This is a genomic window from Pseudomonas paeninsulae (assembly GCF_035621475.1).
Taxonomy (GTDB): Bacteria; Pseudomonadota; Gammaproteobacteria; order Pseudomonadales; family Pseudomonadaceae; genus Aquipseudomonas; species Aquipseudomonas paeninsulae.
The window spans coordinates 873,954-893,383 of record NZ_CP141799.1; the positions used below are offsets into that span (position 1 = coordinate 873,954).

General features: G+C 59.0%; 18 protein-coding genes and 1 pseudogene. 12 read left to right on the forward strand and 7 right to left on the reverse strand.

The window, feature by feature from the left end:
• Positions 1-44: 44 nt before the first annotated feature.
• The 6 genes and pseudogenes from VCJ09_RS24705 to VCJ09_RS03950 all read right to left on the reverse strand — a co-directional run bounded on the left by VCJ09_RS24705 (position 45) and on the right by VCJ09_RS03950 (position 5,467).
• Positions 45-266 (reverse strand): cache domain-containing protein, encoded by a 222-nt coding sequence (locus tag VCJ09_RS24705; RefSeq protein WP_407693034.1) that lies wholly within the window; start codon positions 264-266, stop codon positions 45-47.
• A gap of 18 nt (positions 267-284) precedes the next feature.
• A complete protein-coding gene (locus tag VCJ09_RS03930) occupies positions 285-1,313 on the reverse strand; it encodes an IS30 family transposase (RefSeq protein ID WP_324730628.1) in 1,029 nt (342 codons plus the stop codon).
• A 23-nt stretch (positions 1,314-1,336) separates the two neighbouring features.
• Positions 1,337-1,648, reverse strand: a complete 312-nt coding sequence (locus VCJ09_RS03935) for a cache domain-containing protein (protein WP_324733214.1) — start codon at positions 1,646-1,648, stop codon at positions 1,337-1,339.
• 121 nt (positions 1,649-1,769) lie between these two features.
• A pseudogene (locus VCJ09_RS03940) lies at positions 1,770-2,859 on the reverse strand (polyamine ABC transporter substrate-binding protein).
• 19 nt (positions 2,860-2,878) lie between these two features.
• Entirely contained in the window at positions 2,879-3,625 is a 747-nt protein-coding gene (locus VCJ09_RS03945) for a TorF family putative porin (RefSeq protein ID WP_407693006.1), read from the reverse strand.
• Between the two features lie 99 nt (positions 3,626-3,724).
• Positions 3,725-5,467 (reverse strand): amidohydrolase, encoded by a 1,743-nt coding sequence (locus VCJ09_RS03950; protein ID WP_324733215.1) that lies wholly within the window; start codon positions 5,465-5,467, stop codon positions 3,725-3,727.
• 107 nt (positions 5,468-5,574) lie between these two features.
• On the opposite strand from VCJ09_RS03950, the gene VCJ09_RS03955 reads away from it, so the two are divergent.
• The gene (locus VCJ09_RS03955) at positions 5,575-6,510 is read left to right on the forward strand and encodes a LysR family transcriptional regulator (RefSeq protein WP_324733216.1); all 936 of its coding nucleotides are present in this window, start codon (positions 5,575-5,577) and stop codon (positions 6,508-6,510) included.
• A 223-nt stretch (positions 6,511-6,733) separates the two neighbouring features.
• Here the strand turns inward: VCJ09_RS03955 and pobA are convergent, their stop codons facing one another.
• A complete protein-coding gene (gene pobA, locus VCJ09_RS03960; RefSeq protein WP_324733217.1) occupies positions 6,734-7,918 on the reverse strand; it encodes a 4-hydroxybenzoate 3-monooxygenase in 1,185 nt (394 codons plus the stop codon).
• 138 nt (positions 7,919-8,056) lie between these two features.
• Between pobA and VCJ09_RS03965 the strand changes: the two genes are divergently transcribed.
• The 11 genes from VCJ09_RS03965 to pcaD all read left to right on the forward strand — a co-directional run bounded on the left by VCJ09_RS03965 (position 8,057) and on the right by pcaD (position 19,426).
• A complete protein-coding gene (locus tag VCJ09_RS03965; protein WP_324733218.1) occupies positions 8,057-8,926 on the forward strand; it encodes a helix-turn-helix domain-containing protein in 870 nt (289 codons plus the stop codon).
• Between the two features lie 12 nt (positions 8,927-8,938).
• Complete coding sequence (gene pcaQ / locus VCJ09_RS03970; RefSeq protein WP_324733219.1) at positions 8,939-9,871, forward strand: pca operon transcription factor PcaQ; 933 nt, start codon at positions 8,939-8,941, stop codon at positions 9,869-9,871.
• A 118-nt stretch (positions 9,872-9,989) separates the two neighbouring features.
• Entirely contained in the window at positions 9,990-10,709 is a 720-nt protein-coding gene (pcaH, locus tag VCJ09_RS03975) for a protocatechuate 3,4-dioxygenase subunit beta (protein ID WP_324733220.1), read from the forward strand.
• 13 nt (positions 10,710-10,722) lie between these two features.
• Positions 10,723-11,328, forward strand: coding sequence for a protocatechuate 3,4-dioxygenase subunit alpha (pcaG, locus tag VCJ09_RS03980; protein ID WP_324733221.1), 606 nt, complete (start codon positions 10,723-10,725; stop codon positions 11,326-11,328).
• A 65-nt stretch (positions 11,329-11,393) separates the two neighbouring features.
• Positions 11,394-12,374 carry an IS5 family transposase gene (locus tag VCJ09_RS03985; protein WP_324733222.1) on the forward strand — a complete coding sequence of 327 codons (981 nt, stop codon included), beginning with the start codon at positions 11,394-11,396 and terminating at the stop codon, positions 12,372-12,374.
• Positions 12,375-12,664: 290 nt separating this feature from the next.
• The gene (locus tag VCJ09_RS03990) at positions 12,665-13,756 is read left to right on the forward strand and encodes an extracellular solute-binding protein (protein ID WP_324733223.1); all 1,092 of its coding nucleotides are present in this window, start codon (positions 12,665-12,667) and stop codon (positions 13,754-13,756) included.
• Between the two features lie 513 nt (positions 13,757-14,269).
• A complete protein-coding gene (locus tag VCJ09_RS03995; protein WP_324733224.1) occupies positions 14,270-15,118 on the forward strand; it encodes a CoA transferase subunit A in 849 nt (282 codons plus the stop codon).
• Positions 15,118-15,900: a CoA-transferase subunit beta gene (locus VCJ09_RS04000; RefSeq protein WP_324733225.1), complete on the forward strand. Its 783-nt coding sequence runs from the start codon at positions 15,118-15,120 to the stop codon at positions 15,898-15,900. Before VCJ09_RS03995 ends, VCJ09_RS04000 begins: the two co-directional genes overlap by 1 nt.
• Positions 15,897-17,111, forward strand: a complete 1,215-nt coding sequence (gene pcaF, locus VCJ09_RS04005; protein ID WP_324733226.1) for a 3-oxoadipyl-CoA thiolase — start codon at positions 15,897-15,899, stop codon at positions 17,109-17,111. The genes VCJ09_RS04000 and pcaF overlap by 4 nt, the downstream gene beginning before the upstream one ends.
• Before the next feature lie 155 nt (positions 17,112-17,266).
• The gene (locus tag VCJ09_RS04010; RefSeq protein ID WP_324733227.1) at positions 17,267-18,628 is read left to right on the forward strand and encodes a 3-carboxy-cis,cis-muconate cycloisomerase; all 1,362 of its coding nucleotides are present in this window, start codon (positions 17,267-17,269) and stop codon (positions 18,626-18,628) included.
• A 9-nt stretch (positions 18,629-18,637) separates the two neighbouring features.
• On the forward strand, positions 18,638-19,426 hold the full coding sequence (gene pcaD / locus VCJ09_RS04015) for a 3-oxoadipate enol-lactonase (RefSeq protein ID WP_324733228.1): 789 nt from the start codon (positions 18,638-18,640) through the stop codon (positions 19,424-19,426).
• The last annotated feature ends 4 nt before the right edge of the window (positions 19,427-19,430 follow it).

Below are 19,430 nucleotides of genomic sequence, written 5' to 3' on the forward strand. Positions count from 1 at the left end.
CGCACGTACGGATCTGTGCGGGGGGCGGCAGGTAACTGCCGTCCCTACCGCGACCGTTTATCCGCCGGGGTGGACTGGCCAGGCTTTGGCCAACTGTACTGCAGCATGCCTTGGCCCGAGCTTTTGGCTATCTGCAGCATCTCCATATTAATTGCCACCCCGTTAGTGTCCCTTAGGGCGCTGACATCTTGACCTTCGAGGCCGGGGTTGATGGGGTGCAACAGCATCTTTTGTGTCAGGCTCTGGATAAAAAAGGGCGGTTGCAGGAGCTGAGTGCAACACGGTTATTGAATTGAAGCGGGCGCATCATGTTGCATCGTCATCGCTTTTTCCATCATCTCTGACATCACCTCAATTGGGCACTTCCAGTTGAAGCGCTTACGTGGACGAATGTTCAACTCATAAGCGATGGCATCCAGCTGTTCCTGGCTACATACAGACAAGTCCGTGCCCTTGGGCAGATACTGGCGAATCAGGCCATTGATGTTCTCGTTGCTGCCGCGCTGCCAGGGGCTGTGCGGGTCGCAGAAGTAGATTGCCACCCCTGTTTTCTGGGTGATCTCAGCATGCCGGGTCATTTCCCTGCCCTGGTCGTAGGTCATGCTCTTGCGCACAGCCAGCGGCATCCGGTTGAGGGCCGCACTGAAACCCTCAACCGCCGAAGTTGCCGTTGCATCGTTCATCTTGATCAGCATCAGGTAATTGCTACTGCGCTCGTTCAGCGTGCCCACAGCAGAGGCGTTGGCCTTGCCTTTGATCAGATCACCTTCCCAGTGCCCCGGCATCAAGCGGTCTTCAATCTCTGGCGGACGCAGATGGATGCTCACCATCTCCGGGATCTGGTTGCGCCGATCAACGCCCCCTGCACGCGGCCTACGCGTACTCTTGCCCTGGCGCAGGCACTGGATCAGCTCCTTGCGCAGCTCGCCCACAGGCAGGGCATAGACCGCGCTGTAGATCGTCTCGCGGCAAACGTAAGCATCTTCAAAACTGGGAATATCCATGCTGCGCAGCTTGCCGGCAATCTGTTCGGGAGAGAAGTTTTTTCGCAGCAACTCCACCACCAACTCAAGCAGTTCGCTGCCCGGCACTAGCTTCTTTTGCGGGCGACACGCCTCTCGACGTTGACGCATATGCCCCTGGGCCGTAGGTGCGTGATAGATGCCGTTGGAGCCGGTGTTACGTCGCAGTTCACGACTGATCGTGGAGCGGTTGCGACCAAGTGCTTGGGCAATTGCTTGCTGGCTCATGCCATGCAACCGACCCACTTGAATCGTGGCGCGCTCTTCAATGCTGAGTTCGTGATATTCCATTGGGCCGCACCTTACCGGAAAGGTCAGGTGTTGCACTCAGTTTCCGCGGCCGCCAAGTATTCATTCTGGTTATGGCGAAGTCCGCGGATCATTGATACGGCTTCTTCCTGAGCATCTTCATGGCTGAGCACTCCAGTCGCTTCCAGCTGATGGAAGCGAGCGAGAATACCGCTGGTGTTCTCTACTGCAGTTCTGACTTGGTGAACCTTGGCGCTATAAAGCCCACTGTGTATCTGCCAAAGCGCAAGAGTAATAAGCAGGCTTAAGGTGATTAGGGCGATGATAAGGATTAGCCAAAGACGTTTGGATATCGCTATGTTTCTGAGAATGGGCATGAATGTGCTCTAGATCGCGTGGTCTTGGCTGTGGCGTGGCGGGGGCGGTATCGGCGAAGTGTGTGTCGCGGTTCAAGCGGATTTAGTACCCAGGACGCGTTTGCACCCTGGGTCTATAGATTTATCGTCCCGACTTGAAACGATTCCACGAGCGGGTCATCCAGCGCATGATTGCTGGCAGAGGGTTCTGCGGAAACATACAGACGCTCCAGTACCTCGGCAGGCGGATATACAGAAGGGTTCTGCCGCAGATCTTTGTCCATAACGCTTTCAGCCGCTCGGTTGGCATTGGCATAGCCCACGTACTCGCTGATCGAGGTAATCACTTCGGGCTTAAGCAGATAGTCGATAAAGGCGTGGGCCTCGTCCACGTTATGCGCGTCTGCCGGGATGCTCAGGGTGTCGAACCAGAGGTTGCCACCCTCGCGCGGCACCACATACGCCAGCTTAATGCCGTTTTTCGCTTCTTCGGCGCGACTGATGGCCTGAAACACATCGCCAGAATAGCCAAAAGCGATGCAGATATTGCCGTTGGCCAGATCGGAGATATAGCGCGAGGAATGGAAGTAAGTGATATAGGGACGTAGCTGCTGCAGTTTGCGCTCTGCATCCTTGTAGTCGTTGATCCGTGTGCTGTTAGGGCCCAGTCCCATATAGTTGAGCATCGATGGGAAGACCTCATCGGCCGAGTCCATAAAGGCCACACCACAGCGCTTGAGCTTCTCCAAGTTCTCTGGCTCGAACAGCACAGCCCAGGAGTCGACTTGCTCAACGCCCAGTATCTCGCGCACTTTTTCTACGTTATAGCCAATACCGTTGGTGCCCCATAGATAGGGCACCGCGTACTGGTTACTCGGGTCGTTGGCCTCAAGGCGCGCCAGCAGTTGCGGGTCGAGGTTGTCCCAATTTGTCAGCTTGCGTCTGTCAAGTTTTTGAAACACCCCGGCCTTGATCTGCCGACCGAGGAAATGGTTACTCGGCACCACTATGTCATAGCCGCTTTGTCCGGCTAGAAGCTTGCTTTCTAGGGTCTCGTTGGAGTCGAAGACGTCATACACTGGCCGGATACCGCTGGCTTGCTGGAACTCGCTCAGGGTGTCTTCGGCGATGTAGTCGCTCCAGTTGTAGATGTTTACCACTGGCTGGGCCACGGCCTGACTGGCAATTGCCAGCAGGCCGGCCACCAGAGCGGCTGAATTGCAGAAAGTCATAAGCCGTCCTTGTTGCGGTTTAGAAGGTCTTGCTGGCGCTGGCCACTACAGTTGCGCTGCACAGGTCTCCATAGCCGGAGAAACTCAGGCACTGCGCATCCGACAGGTCTGTGTCGACATAGCTCAGCCCCCAGGTGACGCCAAGCAGGTCCTTCTGCAGGCCGACGCTCCAGTTGTCATAGGTCTGGCTGCCGCGCGTCCAATCGCGGTTAAAGAACACGTCATCCTTGTAGTCGATGCGCTCGTACTTCAGTTCAAGGCCGACATCCAAAGGTAGTAACGTGCGATAGCCGGCGAAGTAGCCGGAGGAGGTCTGGTCAGTATCATGCGAGTGCTTGCCGCCGATAAAGAAGCCGTAGGCATCCAGGGTCAGGTAGATATCGGCACCGTTGAGCTTGCTCTCACCTGGGTAGGTGTAACGGTTGTAGTAGGTGTCTAGGCCGATATCGTCGGTAACTTGCCAGTAATAACCGGCGTAATAGTCCACCTCTTGGCGTGTTCCGTAATTATCGTCCTCCTCCCAGTCGTAACCGTACTCCACATTGCTGGTCCAGGCGCCAGCGTATAGACCGCTGGCGTGGCTCAGTAAAAGGTCCAGCTGCATAGCCGGATCGCCCATGGTCTGGGAGATACCGCTATTGCGGTAGTCACTGACCACTGTGGGTGTGATCTGCAGGGCAAAGGTTTCACTCAGATCCAGGGCCTGCGCTTGACCTAGGGGGGCCAGAGTCATAAGTCCCAGTGCGAAATGACGCATCGTAAGCATGAGGTTTTTCCTTGTTGTTATAGGGGCGATGAACACAGGCTCCGCCCACCCCGCTCCCAGCGGGGAGCAGGACCGTGCGAACGGAGCGGGCGGAACGCTTTAGGACTCGTGCTGGTGCACTAGGCGACCGGCGAAGTAGGTACGCAGCACCTGAGTGTCGAACAGTTCCGCGTCGCTGACGTTGAACACGTCGCGGTCCAGTACGATCAGGTCGGCCTGCTTGCCGGGTACCAAGGAGCCGATACGCTGCTCCAGGCGCAGGGCCTTGGCCGCGTTAAGGGTGTAGGCGTCGAACATAGTCTGGCGGTCGATGCTTTCTGCCGCATTCAGCACACCCAACGGGCCTTCACGGGTGCTGGCCTGGGCAATGGCGTTCCATGGGTTAGGGCTTGACACCGGCCAGTCACTGGCACCGGCCAGCATGGCACCGGCTTTGTGCAACGAGCGTGCAGGGTAGTGGGTCTGATAGGCCGCCGCGCTCACATAGGGCTTGACCAGTTCCTCGGTGTAGCTTTCGGCCGTGGCCCACAGCAGTTGCATGGAGGCGATCACGCCGAGCTTTTTGAAGCGAGGATATTCCTTGGGGTTGACCATCTGCAGGTGGCTGATGCTATGGGGCACCGGCGTCGGATTAATGCTGCGCGCCGCCTCGAAGCCGTTCAGCGACTCGCGCACCGCGCGGTCACCCACGGCGTGCACATGCATGATCCAGCCCCGCTGCTCAGTGGCCTGTACAAGGGCGGGGAAGGTTTTCGGGTCGATCAGCAGCTCGCCACGCTTGAGGCTGTTCTTGAATGGGTCGATCATCGCGGCGGTCTGCCCCGGATACTCCATCACCCCATCGGCGAACACTTTGATGCCAGGGAAGCTCAGGTTGGGCACGTCCTGAAACTGCTGCATGACCTTGTCCAGCACCTGAAGGTCAGCCGGTTTACTCTGCGGATGGGTCACCAGCAGAGCCGCCACGTGGGCGCTCAGCTCGCCCTTTTCGGCCAGCGCGCGGTATAGCGGCAGCACTCCCACGTCTTCTTCAGTGGGGCGCATCTCGAACAGACCATCGCTGTCGCCGGCATTGGCGGCCGCGTCCATCCAGGCTGTCACGCCCACTTCATTGTTGATGCGCACTGCGGCGCGTGCCGACTCCAGCATAAATTCTTCAGTGGGGGCTGGGTACTTGCTGCGTGCTCGATCCCAGGCAGTCTCTGCAAGGTATCCCGTGGGGTTGAGCTGTTCATCGGTTTCGATAAAGCCGCGCTCTTTTTCATCCAGGCTGCGTACCAGTGCAGCATCGATGCCCAGGCGTTTTAGCATGGCCTGATTGGCCCAGCCGGTGTGACCGTCGATCCCATCCAGCACCAGTGGTTGGTCAGCCCAGTTGCCTTGGTTGAAGAGACGACCTAGTTCGGCGCTTTGTTGCCAGTAGGCCGAGCTGGTACCGGAAATGACAATCAGGTCGCCCATGCGGGCGATCCCGGCCTTGTCCTGCTCGATGATCCATTTCTCCAACTCAGCCAGTGGTAGAACCTCGTCATAGAGGTTGGCGCGCAGGCTGGCCATACCGGCCATAACTGGGTGGGTGTGAGTATCGATCAGCCCTGGCATCACAACCTTGCCGTCCAGGTCGATTTGCTCGGTGCCGGCTCCGGCCAGGGCGCGGATCTCCGCATCACTGCCAACCTTGAGGATCTTGCCGTTTGCAACCGCCACAGCCTGGGCCAGGGGCTGGCCCGGTTCGGCGGTAAATACCTTGGCGTTATAGAGAATGAGATCGGTCGCTGCTATAGCTTCCAATGTGGAAAAAGCAATTGCTATTGCCAGTAGCCGAGGTATTGCCCGTCGCATAAGATCTGCCTCTTGTTGTTGTATTTGTGAAGCCGGACATTAGCGAAACGCAAGGGGTGGCAGAACGCTCCTTCTAAGCAAAACATTTTTTCCATAAAGGAAAAGCAATGGATAAGTTAGGCGCGCTCGCCATGTTTGTGGCAACGGCTGAACTAGGCAGTTTCAGTCGTGCAGCGGAGCAGCTGGGCAAAACGCCCTCCGCATTGACCAAGGCGGTCAGCCACTTGGAGGCTGAGATAGGTATTCAGCTTTTCGAGCGCAGTACGCGGCGCACCGTGCTGACCGAGGCAGGACGTCTCTATCTGGATACTGCACGGCATGTGCTGCTTCGTTTGGCGGACGCGGATGAGGAGCTTAATCAGCTCAAGTATGGGTTGTACGGTACTTTGCGCCTGACGGCTCCCCTGGCCTTTGGGCGGGCATTTTTAGATGAGGTCTGCGCTGACTTTTTAGTCCGCCATCCACAGATTCGGCTGCACGTGGATCTCTGCGACGCATTCGTCGATTTGGTCGAAGGGGGCTATGACCTAGCCCTGCGCGAGGGCCGCAGCGATTTACCAGGGTTAATCGCCAAGCCCCTTGGGCGTAACCAGATCGTGCTATGCGCCAGCCCTACTTATCTGGCGACCAATCCGACGCCGCTCGACCCGGAACATTTCGACCAGCATCAGTGGCTGAATTATCAGCACCCGGCCTTGGACCCGCATTACCGTTGGCTCAGGCATAACGGCGTGCGTCTGCGCATGGCTGTGCCAAAGGCACGACTGGAGAGTGACAACCATGACTTGTTGCTGACCAGCTGCCTACGTGGCGGTGGCCTATATGCCGGTCCGCTCTGGAGTTTTGGGCCTTATCTGGCTCGGGGTGACCTGGTGCAGGTGATGGCTGACTATGATTTCGACCCAGATGCCTTCGGTCCGCTGATCCTCGCGGTCTACCCCAGTCACCGGCGTTCTACGCAAAAAGTACAGGCCTTTATCGAGTTTCTTGGGGCGCACCTTAAGCAACTAGGCTTTGGGCCGGACGCGACGCAAAACGGATAAGCAAGGCCATGTCGCAACTATTTTTAGCGTCGCGACTACCTGGCCGGAGACGATCTGTTGATAGGTGCGGCTGACCGAGGGGTGCATAGACCAAAATTACTTACTGGTCGTGAAGGGCAGGTGGTGGGCCAGGGGTGAGCGGCGCGAGGCTAGCGGTTTACGATGGGTAAAATCCCGCAGCATGGCGCTGCGGGGCAACAAGTTGGCGGGTACTTGCTGTCTGCTACTCGATGGCCTCGTAGGGCAGGCCAACGTAGTTCTCCGCGATGGTCTTGCGCCCCGCCTCGGAACCGACGAAGTAGTCCAGTTCGGTCTGCTGCATGCGCGCGCTGAAGGCGTCGGTGCCGGGGAATTTGTGCAGCATCGAGGTCATCCACCAGGAGAAGCGTTCGGCTTTCCAGATGCGCTTCAGGCACACCTGCGAGTAGCGTTCGAGCAGATCGCTGCGGCCTTCGCGATAGACTTTGAGCAGGATGCGGTACAGAGTGCTGACATCGCTGGCCGCAAGATTCAGGCCCTTGGCACCGGTGGGCGGGACGATGTGCGCGGCGTCGCCGACCAGGAACAGGTGGCCGTACTGCATTGGCTCGACCACATAGCTGCGCAGTGGCGCGATGCTCTTCTCGATGGACGGGCCGGTGATCAGGCGCGCGGCGACTTCGGCCGGCAGACGGCTCTTCAGCTCATCCCAGAAACGCTCATCGGACCAATCCTCGACTTTCTCATCGCTACTGACCTGTACGTAATAGCGGGTACGGGTGGGTGAACGCATGCTGCACAGGGCAAAGCCGTGCGCGTGGTTGGCGTAGATCAGTTCGTCATTGACCGGCGGCGTATCGGCCAGTACACCCAGCCAGCCGAACGGATAGACCCGCTCGAACTCCTTGAGGACGCCGGCGGGGATGGATTGCCGGGATACACCATGGAAACCGTCGCAACCTGCAATGTGGTCGCAATCCAGGCGCATGCTTTCGCCGTTAAGGGTGAAGGTGACATGGGGCTTTTCACCCTTGAGTTCATGCAGCTTGGCGTCCGTCACGTTGTACAGCGTGGTGCCGCCGATGGCTTGGCGTGCAGTCATCAGGTCGCGGGTGACTTCGGTCTGGCCGTAGATCATCACGGTCTTGCCGCCGGTGAGTGCGCGCAGGTCAATGCGTTCGCATCGGCCGTCAAAGGCCAATTCGAAGCCGTCATGCACTAAGCCTTCGTGGTCCATTCGCTCACTGACCCCGGCTTCGCGCAGTAGGTCGACCATGCCCTGTTCCAGTACACCGGCGCGGATGCGGCCGAGTATGTAGTCGGGGGCCTGACGTTCGATGATCACGTTGTCGATACCGGCCTTGTGCAGCAGTTGGCCAAGCAGGAGCCCGGATGGGCCGGCGCCGATGATGGCGACTTGAGTCTTCATTGTTATTGTCCTCGTGGATCGACGCGCACGTGGCGGTGATCCTTTATGGGTGGAGTCGCCTGTATTTTTGGTGGATTGGTTCGCGCTTTGAAGGCACTATCCGATTATCTTTCTGGATTTTTCATAGATGCGCGGACTATGCACAAGAGCCCCGCACCGGTGGTCCCGGTGTTCAAGCTTTATGGCGAGACCACGACGTGGCCAACGCCGGACCTGATTCATTGCGAGTCGATTCCCGAGCGCAGCCACTTGCATGGCTGGGAGATCAAGCCCCATCGTCATAGTGATTTGGTGCAGTTGTTGTATGTGCAGGGCGGCAGTGCCGAGTTGGAAGTGGAGGGGCAGGTCATTCGCGTGGATCACGCCGCCTTGCAGGTGGTGCCGGCGCTCTGTGTCCATGGTTTCCGCTTTTCCGAGGATATTCAGGGGCACGTACTCAGCCTGGCCCAGCCGCTGGTCGATCAGCTGGGTGCTACCCTCGACAGCCCGCCATTGGCGCGGGCTGCCTGCTATCCAGCGGGCTCGCGGAAACGTGAGTTGGCCGCCTTGTTTGAGTCGATCAGCCGAGAATACAGCGAGCAGGAGCCGGGCCGTGAGCTGATGCTGCAATCGCTGATCAGTGCCTTGCTGGTCTGGGTTGGGCGCCGTGCACTGGAGCATGGCAACAGCGAGGCACAGCTGCCGGATCGTGGTCGTGAACACCTGCAGCGTTTCACTCGATTACTGGAGAACCACTACCGCGAGCATCGTCCAATCGAGCACTATGCTGCCGATTTGGGCATTAGCTCCGCGCACTTGAATACTCTGTGCCGGCGCCTGGCCGGGCAGTCGGCGTTGCAACTGATCAATCAGCGTTTGTTGTTGGAGGCCAAGCGCTGCCTGGTCTACACCGCCATGACGGTGAACCAGGTGGCGGACAGCCTAGGCTTTTCCGAGCCGGCCTATTTTTCGCGCTTCTTCAAACGCAGCACCGGGCTGACGCCCAAAACCTTCCGTATACAGCGCTGACGGCGAGCCGCCATGAATATCGACAACCGCATCAAGTTCCGTCATCTGCTGTGCTTTCTCGAAATCGCGCGCCAGGGCAGTCTGGCGCGTGCCGCCGAGGCGTTGGCGATCAGTCAGCCGGCGGTGTCGAAGACCCTCAAGGAGCTTGAGGAGATTCTCGCCACGCGTCTGTTCGAGCGCAGTAAGCAGGGGGTGACGCCGACCTCCGCCGGGCTAGCCTTTTTGCGTTATGCCGGACCCAGTGTGCAGGCTCTGCGTGCTGGGGTGCACAGTCTGCGCAGCGGTGAACACGAGGCCGGCGTGGCGCGCCTGGGCGTACTGTCGACGGTAGAAAGCTCGCTGCTGCCAGATGTAGTGCGCCGTCTGCACGATCAGCATGCGGCTCTGGTGGTCAGCGTGGTGACCGGGCCCAGCGCTTATCTGCTCGGCCAGCTGCGCGTTGGCGCGCTGGATCTGGTGGTCGGGCGCATGACCGACAGCCCGCAGATCGAGGGGCTGACCTTCGAGCACCTGTATAGCGAGTCGATGATTCTGGTGGTGCGCCCAGGGCATGCCTTGTTGCAAGTCGACCTGCGTGATCGCAGCCGGTTGGGCGACTACCCGGTGGTGCTGCCGCTGGCTGGCACCACCATTCGCCGTTATGCCGACAGCCTGTTCGTGCAGTGCGGGATCGCTTTGCCGCAGCAGCGTCTGGAGACTCTGTCGGTGGCACTGAGTCGGCGTTATGTGCAATCCAGCGATGCGGTGTGGATCGCCCCACAGGATGCGGTGCGCCAGGACCTGGCGCGCGGTGAGCTGGTTGAATTGGATATCGGTCTGCGCGAGCCGGGTGGTTCCGTGGGTATCTGCAGTAACCCGACCACGCCGCCGTCCCTAGCCACGCAGTGGTGCTGCGAGGCGCTGCGTACGGCGGCGGCCGACTACCGTGCGGCGCTTTATCCATAACCATTTGGTTATGGATTGGTGTGATTTATTCAGTATTCACTGCGGCGGCTCTGCTTGAGACTGCTGGGTATGCCTGTGCCTGCAGGCGCTCCCCGTATTCCTACAAGAGAACACCGATATGTCCGACGCGCAGAATAGCCGCTTCGTCATTCGTGACCGTAACTGGCACCCCAAGGCGCTGACGCCTGACTACAAAACCTCGATTGCCCGCTCACCGCGTCAGGCGCTGGTGAGCATTCCGCAGTCGATCTCTGAAACCAGCGGGCCGGACTTCTCGCACCTGAAAATGGGCGAGTACGACAACGACCTGCTGCTCAACTTCAATACCGGCAGCTTACCGGTGGGCGAGCGCATCATCGTGGCCGGTCTGGTGATCGACCAGTACGGCAAGCCGATCCCGCACACGTTGGTGGAGATGTGGCAGGCCAATGCGGGTGGCCGTTATCGGCACAAGAACGACCGTTACCTGGCACTGCTCGACCCCAATTTCGGTGGCGTGGGGCGGGCACTGACCGACCGCGATGGCTACTACAGCTTCCGCACCATCAAGCCGGGTCCGTACCCGTGGCGCAACGGCCCGAACGACTGGCGCCCGGCGCATATTCACGTGTCCATTAGCGGCCCGTCGATTGCTGCGCGGCTGATTACTCAGTTGTATTTCGAGGGTGATCCGCTGATTGCGATGTGCCCGATCGTTAAATCGATCGCCAACCCAGACGCGGTGCAAAGCCTGATCGCCAAACTCGACATGGGCGCGGCCAATCCGATGGATTGCCTGGCCTATCGCTTCGATATCGTGCTGCGCGGGCAGCGTCAGACTCACTTCGAAAATATCTAAGCAGGGACTGATTATGCCTATCCAACTACTGCCAGAAACGCCATCACAAACCGCAGGCCCCTTCGTGCATATCGGCCTGGCTTCGGCCGCCGCTGGTAACCCGAGTCGCGAGCAGGAAATTTGCAATCAGATGGCCAAGCCCGAGGCACCAGGCGAGCACATCCTGTTGATCGGCAATGTCTTTGACGGCAACGGTCACCTGGTGAAGGACTCCTTTCTGGAGTTCTGGCAGGCCGACCATCAGGGCCGGTATGACAGCGATTACGACCTGGAAAAGCCCTTCAACAGTTTCGGCCGTACCGCTACCACCTTCGAAACGGGTGGCTGGACGCTGCATACCATCAAGCCGGGCGTGGTCGATAACGCCGCCGGCGTGCCAATGGCGCCGCACATCAATGTGTCGCTGTTCGCCCGTGGCATCAATATCCACCTGCAAACGCGTCTGTACTTCGCCGATGAAGCTGCAGCCAACGCGCTGGACTCGGTGCTCAACCTGATTGAGCAGCCGCTGCGCCGCGAGACGCTGGTGGCGCAGCGTTGCGAGGTGGATGGCAAGCTGGCGTATCGCTTTGACATACGCATTCAGGGGAAAGGGGAAACCGTCTTTTTTGATTTCTAGGGAAACTCTGAAAAAGACTTCCTGATTTTGGCAAAATACGCAGATTCCACCCGTCGAGTTTTCCGATGAAGCAGATGACCTTCGCCGACGCCGAGTATGCCGGTAAGCGCAAACAGACCCGCAAAGAGCTGTTCCTGATCGAGATGGATCGGGTGGTGCCGTGGAAGGGTTTGATTGCGTTGATCGAGCCGCATTACCCGAAGGGCGAAGGTGGTCGTCCGGCCTATCCGCTGATGGCGATGTTGCGTGTGCATCTGCTGCAAAACTGGTTCGGCTACAGCGACCCAGCGATGGAAGAGGCGCTGTACGAGACCACCATCCTGCGCCAGTTTGCTGGGCTGAGCCTAGAGCGCATCCCCGATGAAACCACCATCCTCAACTTCCGTCGTTTGCTGGAGAAACACGAACTAGCCGCCGGAATCCTGGCTGTGATCAATGGCTATCTCGGTGACCGAGGGCTGTCGCTGCGCCAAGGCACGATCGTTGATGCCACGCTAATCAATGCGCCGAGTTCGACCAAGAACAGGGACGGTAAGCGCGACCCGGAAATGCATCAGACTAAGAAAGGCCAACAGTTCTACTTCGGCATGAAGGCCCACATCGGCGTGGATGACGAGTCGGGGCTGGTGCACAGCGTGGTGGGCACGGCGGCCAACGTAGCGGATGTGACGCAGGTCGATAAGCTGCTGCACGGTGACGAGAACGTTGTCTGTGCCGACGCCGGTTACACCGGTGTCGAAAAACGTCCGGAGCATGATGGCCGGAAGGTTATCTGGCAGGTGGCGGCACGTCGCAGCACCTACAAGAAACTTGATAAGCGCAGCGTTCTGTACAAAGCCAAGCGCAAGATCGAGAAGGCCAAGGCCCAGGTGCGAGCTAAGGTCGAGCATCCATTTCGGGTGATCAAACGCCAGTTCGGTTATGTGAAGACGCGCTTCCGTGGCCTGACCAAGAATACCGCGCAACTGATGACGCTGTTTGCGCTGTCGAATCTGTGGATGGCACGCCGACATTTACTGACAAATGCAGGAGAGGTGCGTCTGTAATATGGGCAATAGCCGCCGCGAGGTGCTCGCGGCGGCTAGAAACACCGAAATGAACGGGTGATCTGATCGTTTTTGATCGATTTGCCGCTTTCAAAATCAGCGGGGGCTGAAGTCGGCCAGAAATGCACGGCTACTTCAGAGGATCCCTAACGGTACTTCAGTGGGCTTAAGCGCCCACGCGCTTGAAGGTAAAACGTCATTAAAACTGCCTGGCGAAGGTCGCGACGTTGATCTCGCCCAGGTAACCAGTACGACCCAAACATACAATTCAAATAAAAATTGGAGTAGGGATGTCTCGTTTATATGGCTTGCTGCTACTGGTGCTGACGCCGCTTTTGGCCTGCGCTGAAGAGGTTGTTACGGTCTACAACTGGGAGGGCTACATGGCTCTGCCAGTGCTTAAGAGCTTCGAGGCTGAGACGGGTATTCGGGTGGATTACCACACCTATACCTCGCCCCAGGAGATTGAAGATGCGTTAAGCCGTGGCGTGCCGATTGATGTTTCCGTGCAGACGCACAACGACCTGCCGCGGCTAATCGAAAGCGGCACCATTCAACCTTTGGATCCTAAGCAATTACCTAATCGCAAGTACTTATCGCCCCATTTGCTGGGGGCGTTGAAGGCGCTTGACCTTGGTAATCGCTATGCGGTGCCTTACCTGTGGGGGGTTACCGGTCTGGCGATCAATACGCCACTGGCTGAGGCGGCTTTTGGTGGGCCACTGCCCAATAGTTGGAGTGTGTTATTCGATCCTGAGCAAAGTCGCCGTCTGGCCAGTTGTGGTATCAGCTGGCAGGAGGGGGGCAATGAAGGCCTGACCACCTTGCTGCGTTATCAGGGCCGAGACTTGGCGCGCAGCCCCAAGAGCCGGCTAGAGAAAGCCAGCAAGCTGCTGCTGGAGTTGCGCCCGGACATTCGCTACGTCAGCAGCACGCGCTACATCAACGACCTGCGCGAGGGTAAGCTGTGTGTTGCCATGTCCTGGGTTGGTGATGCGCTGGCCGCAGCGGCGGCGGGACAGGATGTGCGCTTTGTGATCCCGGATGAAGGTGCGTCTTTCTTTATCGATAGCCTGGTCATTCCAAGCAGCGCCAAGCGTCCCGACCTTGCCATGCGCTTGATCGATTACTTGCTGCGGCCGGAAATAGCCGCACAGATCAGCAGCGAAACCCTGTACGGCAGTGGCAATCTCAAGGCTAAGGACTTCGTCGACGAGGCATTGCGCAACCAGCCCGGACTCTACCCCGATAATCAAACCCGGCGCCGGCTTACCCTTCTGGAGAGCATGCCGCCCAAACACGCAGATGTTGGTCATGCGGTCTGGGCTGAATTTATCAACGCTGGCGCACCCGGTGAGGCGTCTGCGGACAGTGCACCCTGAGTGCGCTCGGCCCCTGTGTCTATTGGCAGTGAGCGTGCCTTGGTTCACGCGGATAGCGCGGCGCGGGAGAGTGCCGTGGATAGGTTGTACGACTCCTCTGCGGGTGGACCAGCCGCCATCGCCGCGACGCCACCTGATGTCCTGTCGGTCTGCTGCACGTCGGCCATGCTGCCTTGAATCGGGTATCCGAAATGCTCATTGACTCATGTCAACTCCGCTTTCGGTCACCCGATTCGTCTTGTCTGGCACTAACTCGCAAGACCTTTGACGGCAGCGTCCCAAAGATCAAGGGCGTAAAGACCCGTAGGGTGGATAACGCTGTGCTTATCCACCGGCTTCTTCTCCCTGAGCGTGGTTGCGGAAAGATCGTGAACAGAACCTAAGGCTATAGCTGTAGGTCGTGTTCGATTATCGGACCATTAATCGATTATCGGATTGTTTGCTGACTGGCCCGAGAGTACTTTTTCTGCAACCGGCGTACTGCCACGTTCCGCCAAACCATCGAGAACCACCATGGCTGAAATCATTTCTCTGCGCGAAGCCATCCAGCGCTTCGTCCACGACGGCAACACCGTTGCCCTCGAAGGCTTCACCCACCTGATTCCAACGGCTGCGGCCCATGAGCTGATCCGGCAGAACAAGAAAGACCTGACGCTGGTGCGCATGACCCCGGACTTGGTCTACGATCTGCTGATCGGCGCCGGTTGTGCGAAGGAACTGGTGTTCTCCTGGGGTGGTAATCCCGGGGTCGGCTCTCTGCATCGGCTGCGTGATGCGGTGGAAAAAGACTGGCCGCAGGCTCTGGAAATCGAAGAGCACAGTCACGCCGACCTTGCCAATTCCTACATCGCCGGTGCCTCGGGGTTGCCGTTTGCAGTGCTGCGCGCTTATGCCGGTTGCGACCTGCCTAAGGTCAATCCGTGGATCAAAACCGTAACCTGTCCCTTTACCGGCGAGGTGTTAGCCGCGGTGCCGGCGGTGCGCCCGGACGTGACGGTGATCCACGCGCAAAAAGCTGATCGCAAGGGCAATGTGTTGCTCTGGGGCATCCTTGGCGTGCAGAAAGAAGCGGCCCTGGCGGCCAAGCGCTGCATCGTTACAGTCGAAGAGCTAGTCGACGACCTGAATGCGCCGATGAATGCCTGCGTGCTGCCGACTTGGGCGCTGAGTGCGGTTTGCCATGTGCCAGGCGGCGCGCATCCGTCGTACGCCCACGGTTACTACGAGCGTGACAATCCATTCTATCAAGCTTGGGATCCGATCGCTCGTGATCGTGACGGTTTCAGAGCCTGGATTGATCAGTACATTCGCGGCACTACTGATTTCGCCGCCTTCCAAGCCAAACTCGCGGAGGCCAAGTAATGAGCGCCTACAGTACTAATGAAATGATGACCGTGGCCGCCGCCCGCCGTTTGCAAAATGGTGCGGTCTGCTTTGTCGGCATCGGCCTACCATCCAAAGCCGCCAACCTGGCGCGGCTGACGTCGTCGCCGGACGTGGTGTTGACCTATGAGTCTGGCCCTATTGGCGCCAAACCCAGTGTGTTGCCGCTATCGATTGGCGACGGCGAGCTGGCCGAAACGGCCGATACCGTAGTGCCGACTGGCGAAATTTTCCGCTACTGGCTGCAAGGCGGCCGCATCGATATGGGTTTTCTAGGAGCGGCTCAAGTCGATAAGTACGGCAACATCAACACCACGGTCATCGGCGACTACAGTCGGCCGAAAGTGCGCCTGCCGGGTGCCGGTGGTGCGCCGGAAATTGCTGGCTCGGCCAAACAGGTGCTGATTATGCTCAAGCAGTCACACCGCACCTTTGTCGACAAGCTGGCGTTTATTACCTCGGTTGGTTTCGGCGAGGGCGGCGATCACCGTCAGCGTCTTGGGCTGCCGGGCGCTGGGCCGGTGGGGATCATCACTGACCTGTGCATCATGGAGCCGGAAACTTGCACAAACGAATTTATCGTCACCACTTTGCATCCGGGGGTGACCCGCGAGCAGGTGATCGCCGCTACCGGCTGGCCGATCCGATTTGCCGAAGAAGTAACTGTGAGCGTCGTACCCAGCACCGTCGAACTGACTGCGCTACGTGCGCTGGAAGCTCGCACCGCAGCGGCTCATGCCCAGTTGGGTGGTGAAGAGTGAGCCGCGAAGTATTCATCTGTGACGCCGTGCGCACGCCCATTGGTCGTCTTAATGGTGGCCTGGCAGCGGTACGTGCCGACGACCTTGCCGCGATCCCGTTGCGGGCTTTGCTCGAGCGTAATCCGCACGTGGATTGGCGCGCCGTCGACGAAGTCTTTATGGGCTGCGCCAACCAGGCCGGTGAAGACAACCGCAACGTGCTTTCCGGCCTGCCGGAAACCGTGCCTGGGGTAACCCTTAATCGCTTGTGTGCCTCTGGTATGGAGGCGATCGGAGCTGCATTTCGCGCCATCGCCAGCGGCGAAATGGAGCTGGCAATTGCCGCCGGTGTGGAGTCCATGAGCCGGGCGCCCTATGTCATGGGCAAGGCTGATAGCGCCTTTGGCCGTGGGCAAAAATTGGAAGACACCACCCTCGGCTGGCGCTTTATCAACCCGCTGATGAAAGAGCAGTACGGCGTCGACAGCATGCCAATCACCGGCGACAACGTCGCGGATGACTACCATATCAATCGTGCCGATCAGGACGCCTTCGCCTTACGCAGCCAACTGCGCGCCGCCGCACAGCAAGCTGGCTTCTTCGCCGAAGAGATAGTGCCTGTAGTAATCAAGGGCAAAAAAGGTGACAGCGTTATCGACACCGACGAGCATCCGCGTGCCGAAACCAGCGCTGAAACCTTGGCCAAGCTCAAACCGGTAAATGGCGCGGATAAAACCGTCACCGCTGGCAATGCTTCCGGCCTTAACGACGGTGCTTCGGCAATGATTTTGGCATCGCGCGAGGCGGTGAAAAAACACGGGCTAACGCCTCGCGCGAAAGTCCTTGGCATGGCCAGTGGGGGTGTTGTGCCACGGGTCATGGGCATCGGCCCGGTACCGGCGGTGCGCAAGTTTCTGGCGCGTTTGAATCTATCTATCGATGCTTTCGACGTGATCGAACTAAACGAAGCATTCGCTGCGCAAGGCCTGGCGGTTCTGCGTGATCTCGGCCTGGCGGACGATAGCGACAACGTCAACCCGAATGGCGGCGCCATTGCCCTCGGTCATCCACTGGGCATGAGTGGTAATCGCCTGGTACTGACCGCTGTTCATCAGCTGCAAAAGACCGGTGGTAGGCTCGGCCTTGCGACCATGTGTGTCGGTGTTGGTCAGGGGCTGGCGCTGGCGATTGAGCGTGTGGAGCGACATGCGAGTCTTTCTAGGGTGGGTTGAACGCAGCGATACCTAGGCATGACCACGCGCTGGGTTACGCTTTTGGCTGGCCCTTGCTACGAACTGCGATAGATCGGCCTGCTCATACAGTTACTGGCCGTTGAGCACTCACTGTTATAAAACGAACCCTTCTTTTCGCTTTCTGGAGTATCGGCTTGAACAGCCCGAGCAACCACCTTTTCGATGCCTACTTCTGCCAGCCAGCTATGCGCGGGATTTTCTGCGATCACGGGCGGGTGCAGGGTATGCTCGATTTCGAAGCGGCGCTGGCCCGGACTGAGGCGCGGCTTGGGCTGATCCCGGCAGAGGCTGTAGCGCCAATTGCTGCGGCTTGTCAGGCGCAGTTGTATGACTTCGCTGCGTTGGCCGAGGCCATCGTCAGCGCCGGTAATTCGGCTATTCCTCTGGTCAAGGCGTTGGGTAAGCAGATTGCCGCCAGCGATGCGCAGGCCGAGCGTTTTGTTCATCTCGGTGCCACCAGTCAGGACGCCATGGACACCGGCTTGGTGCTGCAGTTGCGCGCCGCCATCAGCTTGCTGGAAAACGATCTGGCCCAGTTGGCCGACGGCCTAGCGACCCAATCTGTTCGCTACGCCGATACCCCGCTGGCCGGGCGCACCTGGTTGCAGCATGCCACTCCAGTAACGCTGGGGATGAAGTTGGCCGGTACCTTGGGCGCTGTCACCCGCCATCGTCAGCGTTTGGCGGAGCTCAAACCACGGCTGCTGTCGCTGCAGTTTGGCGGCGCCTCTGGCAGCTTGGCCGCCCTCGGTGAGCAGGCCTGGCTGGTTAGCGAGTCATTGGCGATCGAGTTGGGTTTGAGCCTGCCGGAGCAGCCTTGGCACACCCAGCGCGATCGGCTGGTGGAATTTGCCAGCTTGTTAGGAATGCTGGCCGGTAGCCTAGGCAAGCTCGGTCGCGATATCAGCTTGTTAATGCAGACTGAAACCGCCGAGCTGTTTGAGCCTTCGGCGCCTGGCAAGGGCGGTTCCTCGACCATGCCGCACAAGCGCAACCCGGTCAGTGCAGCGGTACTGATCGCAGCAGCCATCCGCGCACCGGGATTGGTATCGACCATGTTCAGTGCCATGCCGCAGGAGCACGAGCGCAGCCTTGGCCTTTGGCATGCCGAATGGGAAACCTTGCCTCAGCTTTGCTGCCTGGTTTCCGGTGCCTTGCAACAGGCGCTGCTTGTGGTGCCATGGTTGGAAGTGGACGCCGTGCGCATGCGCAGTAACCTCGACCTGACTCAAGGCCTGGTGCTGGCCGAGGCCGTGAGCATTGCCCTGGCTCAGCGTATCGGTCGCGATGCAGCGCACCATCTGCTCGAACAGTGTTGTCGGCGTGCGGTGGAGCAGGGCGTTCAACTGCGTCAGGTGTTGGGCGAAACACCGCAGGTCTGCGCCGAGCTTTCCTCGCAGGAGTTGGATCGCTTACTTGATCCGGCCCATTACCTCGGTCAGGCCCGTCTGTGGGTCGAGCGCGCTGTAGCAGAACATCAGAATTTTTCGCTGTAGGAACGACTTATGCCAGCCGTACAACTCGCCGATGGCGAACTGAATTACCAACTCGAGGGTGCTGCCGGTGCGCCGGTGTTGCTGTTGTCCAACTCCCTGGGCACCGATTTGCATATGTGGGATGCGCAGATTGTCGCCTTCACCCAGCACTTTCAGGTATTGCGCTACGACACCCGTGGTCACGGTCAGTCGCTGGTGACTGAGGGCAGTTACAGCATCGAGCAGAACGGCCGCGATGTGTTGGCACTGCTGGATGCGCTGGATATCGCCAAGGTGTCTTTTTGCGGGCTGTCGATGGGTGGCTTGGTCGGTCAGTGGCTGGCGATCAATGCCCCCGAGCGTTTGCAGCGCGTGGTGTTGTGCAATACCGCAGCGAAAATCGGTAACCCTGAGGTGTGGAACCCACGGATCGAAATGGTGCTATGCGAGGGGCCGGCGGCGATGCGCGGGCTGCGTGATGGTTCAATCGCCCGTTGGTTTACCCCGGAGTTTGCCGACGCCCGGCCGGCCAAGGCTGAGGCTGTGGTTGGCATGCTCGCCGCCACCTCGCCGCAAGGTTATGCCGCCAATTGCGCAGCGGTGCGCGATGCCGATTTCCGTGAGCAGATTGCCGCGATCAAGCTGCCGCTGCTGCTGGTTTGCGGTACTCAAGATGCAGTGACCACGGTGGCCGATGGGCGCTTCATGCTTGAGCGTATCGAGGGCGCCGAACTGCTTGAGTTGCACGCCGCACACCTGTCTAACGTCGAAGCCGGTGAGGCCTTCAGTCAGCCGGTGCTGGCCTTTTTGCAAGCCTGAAACG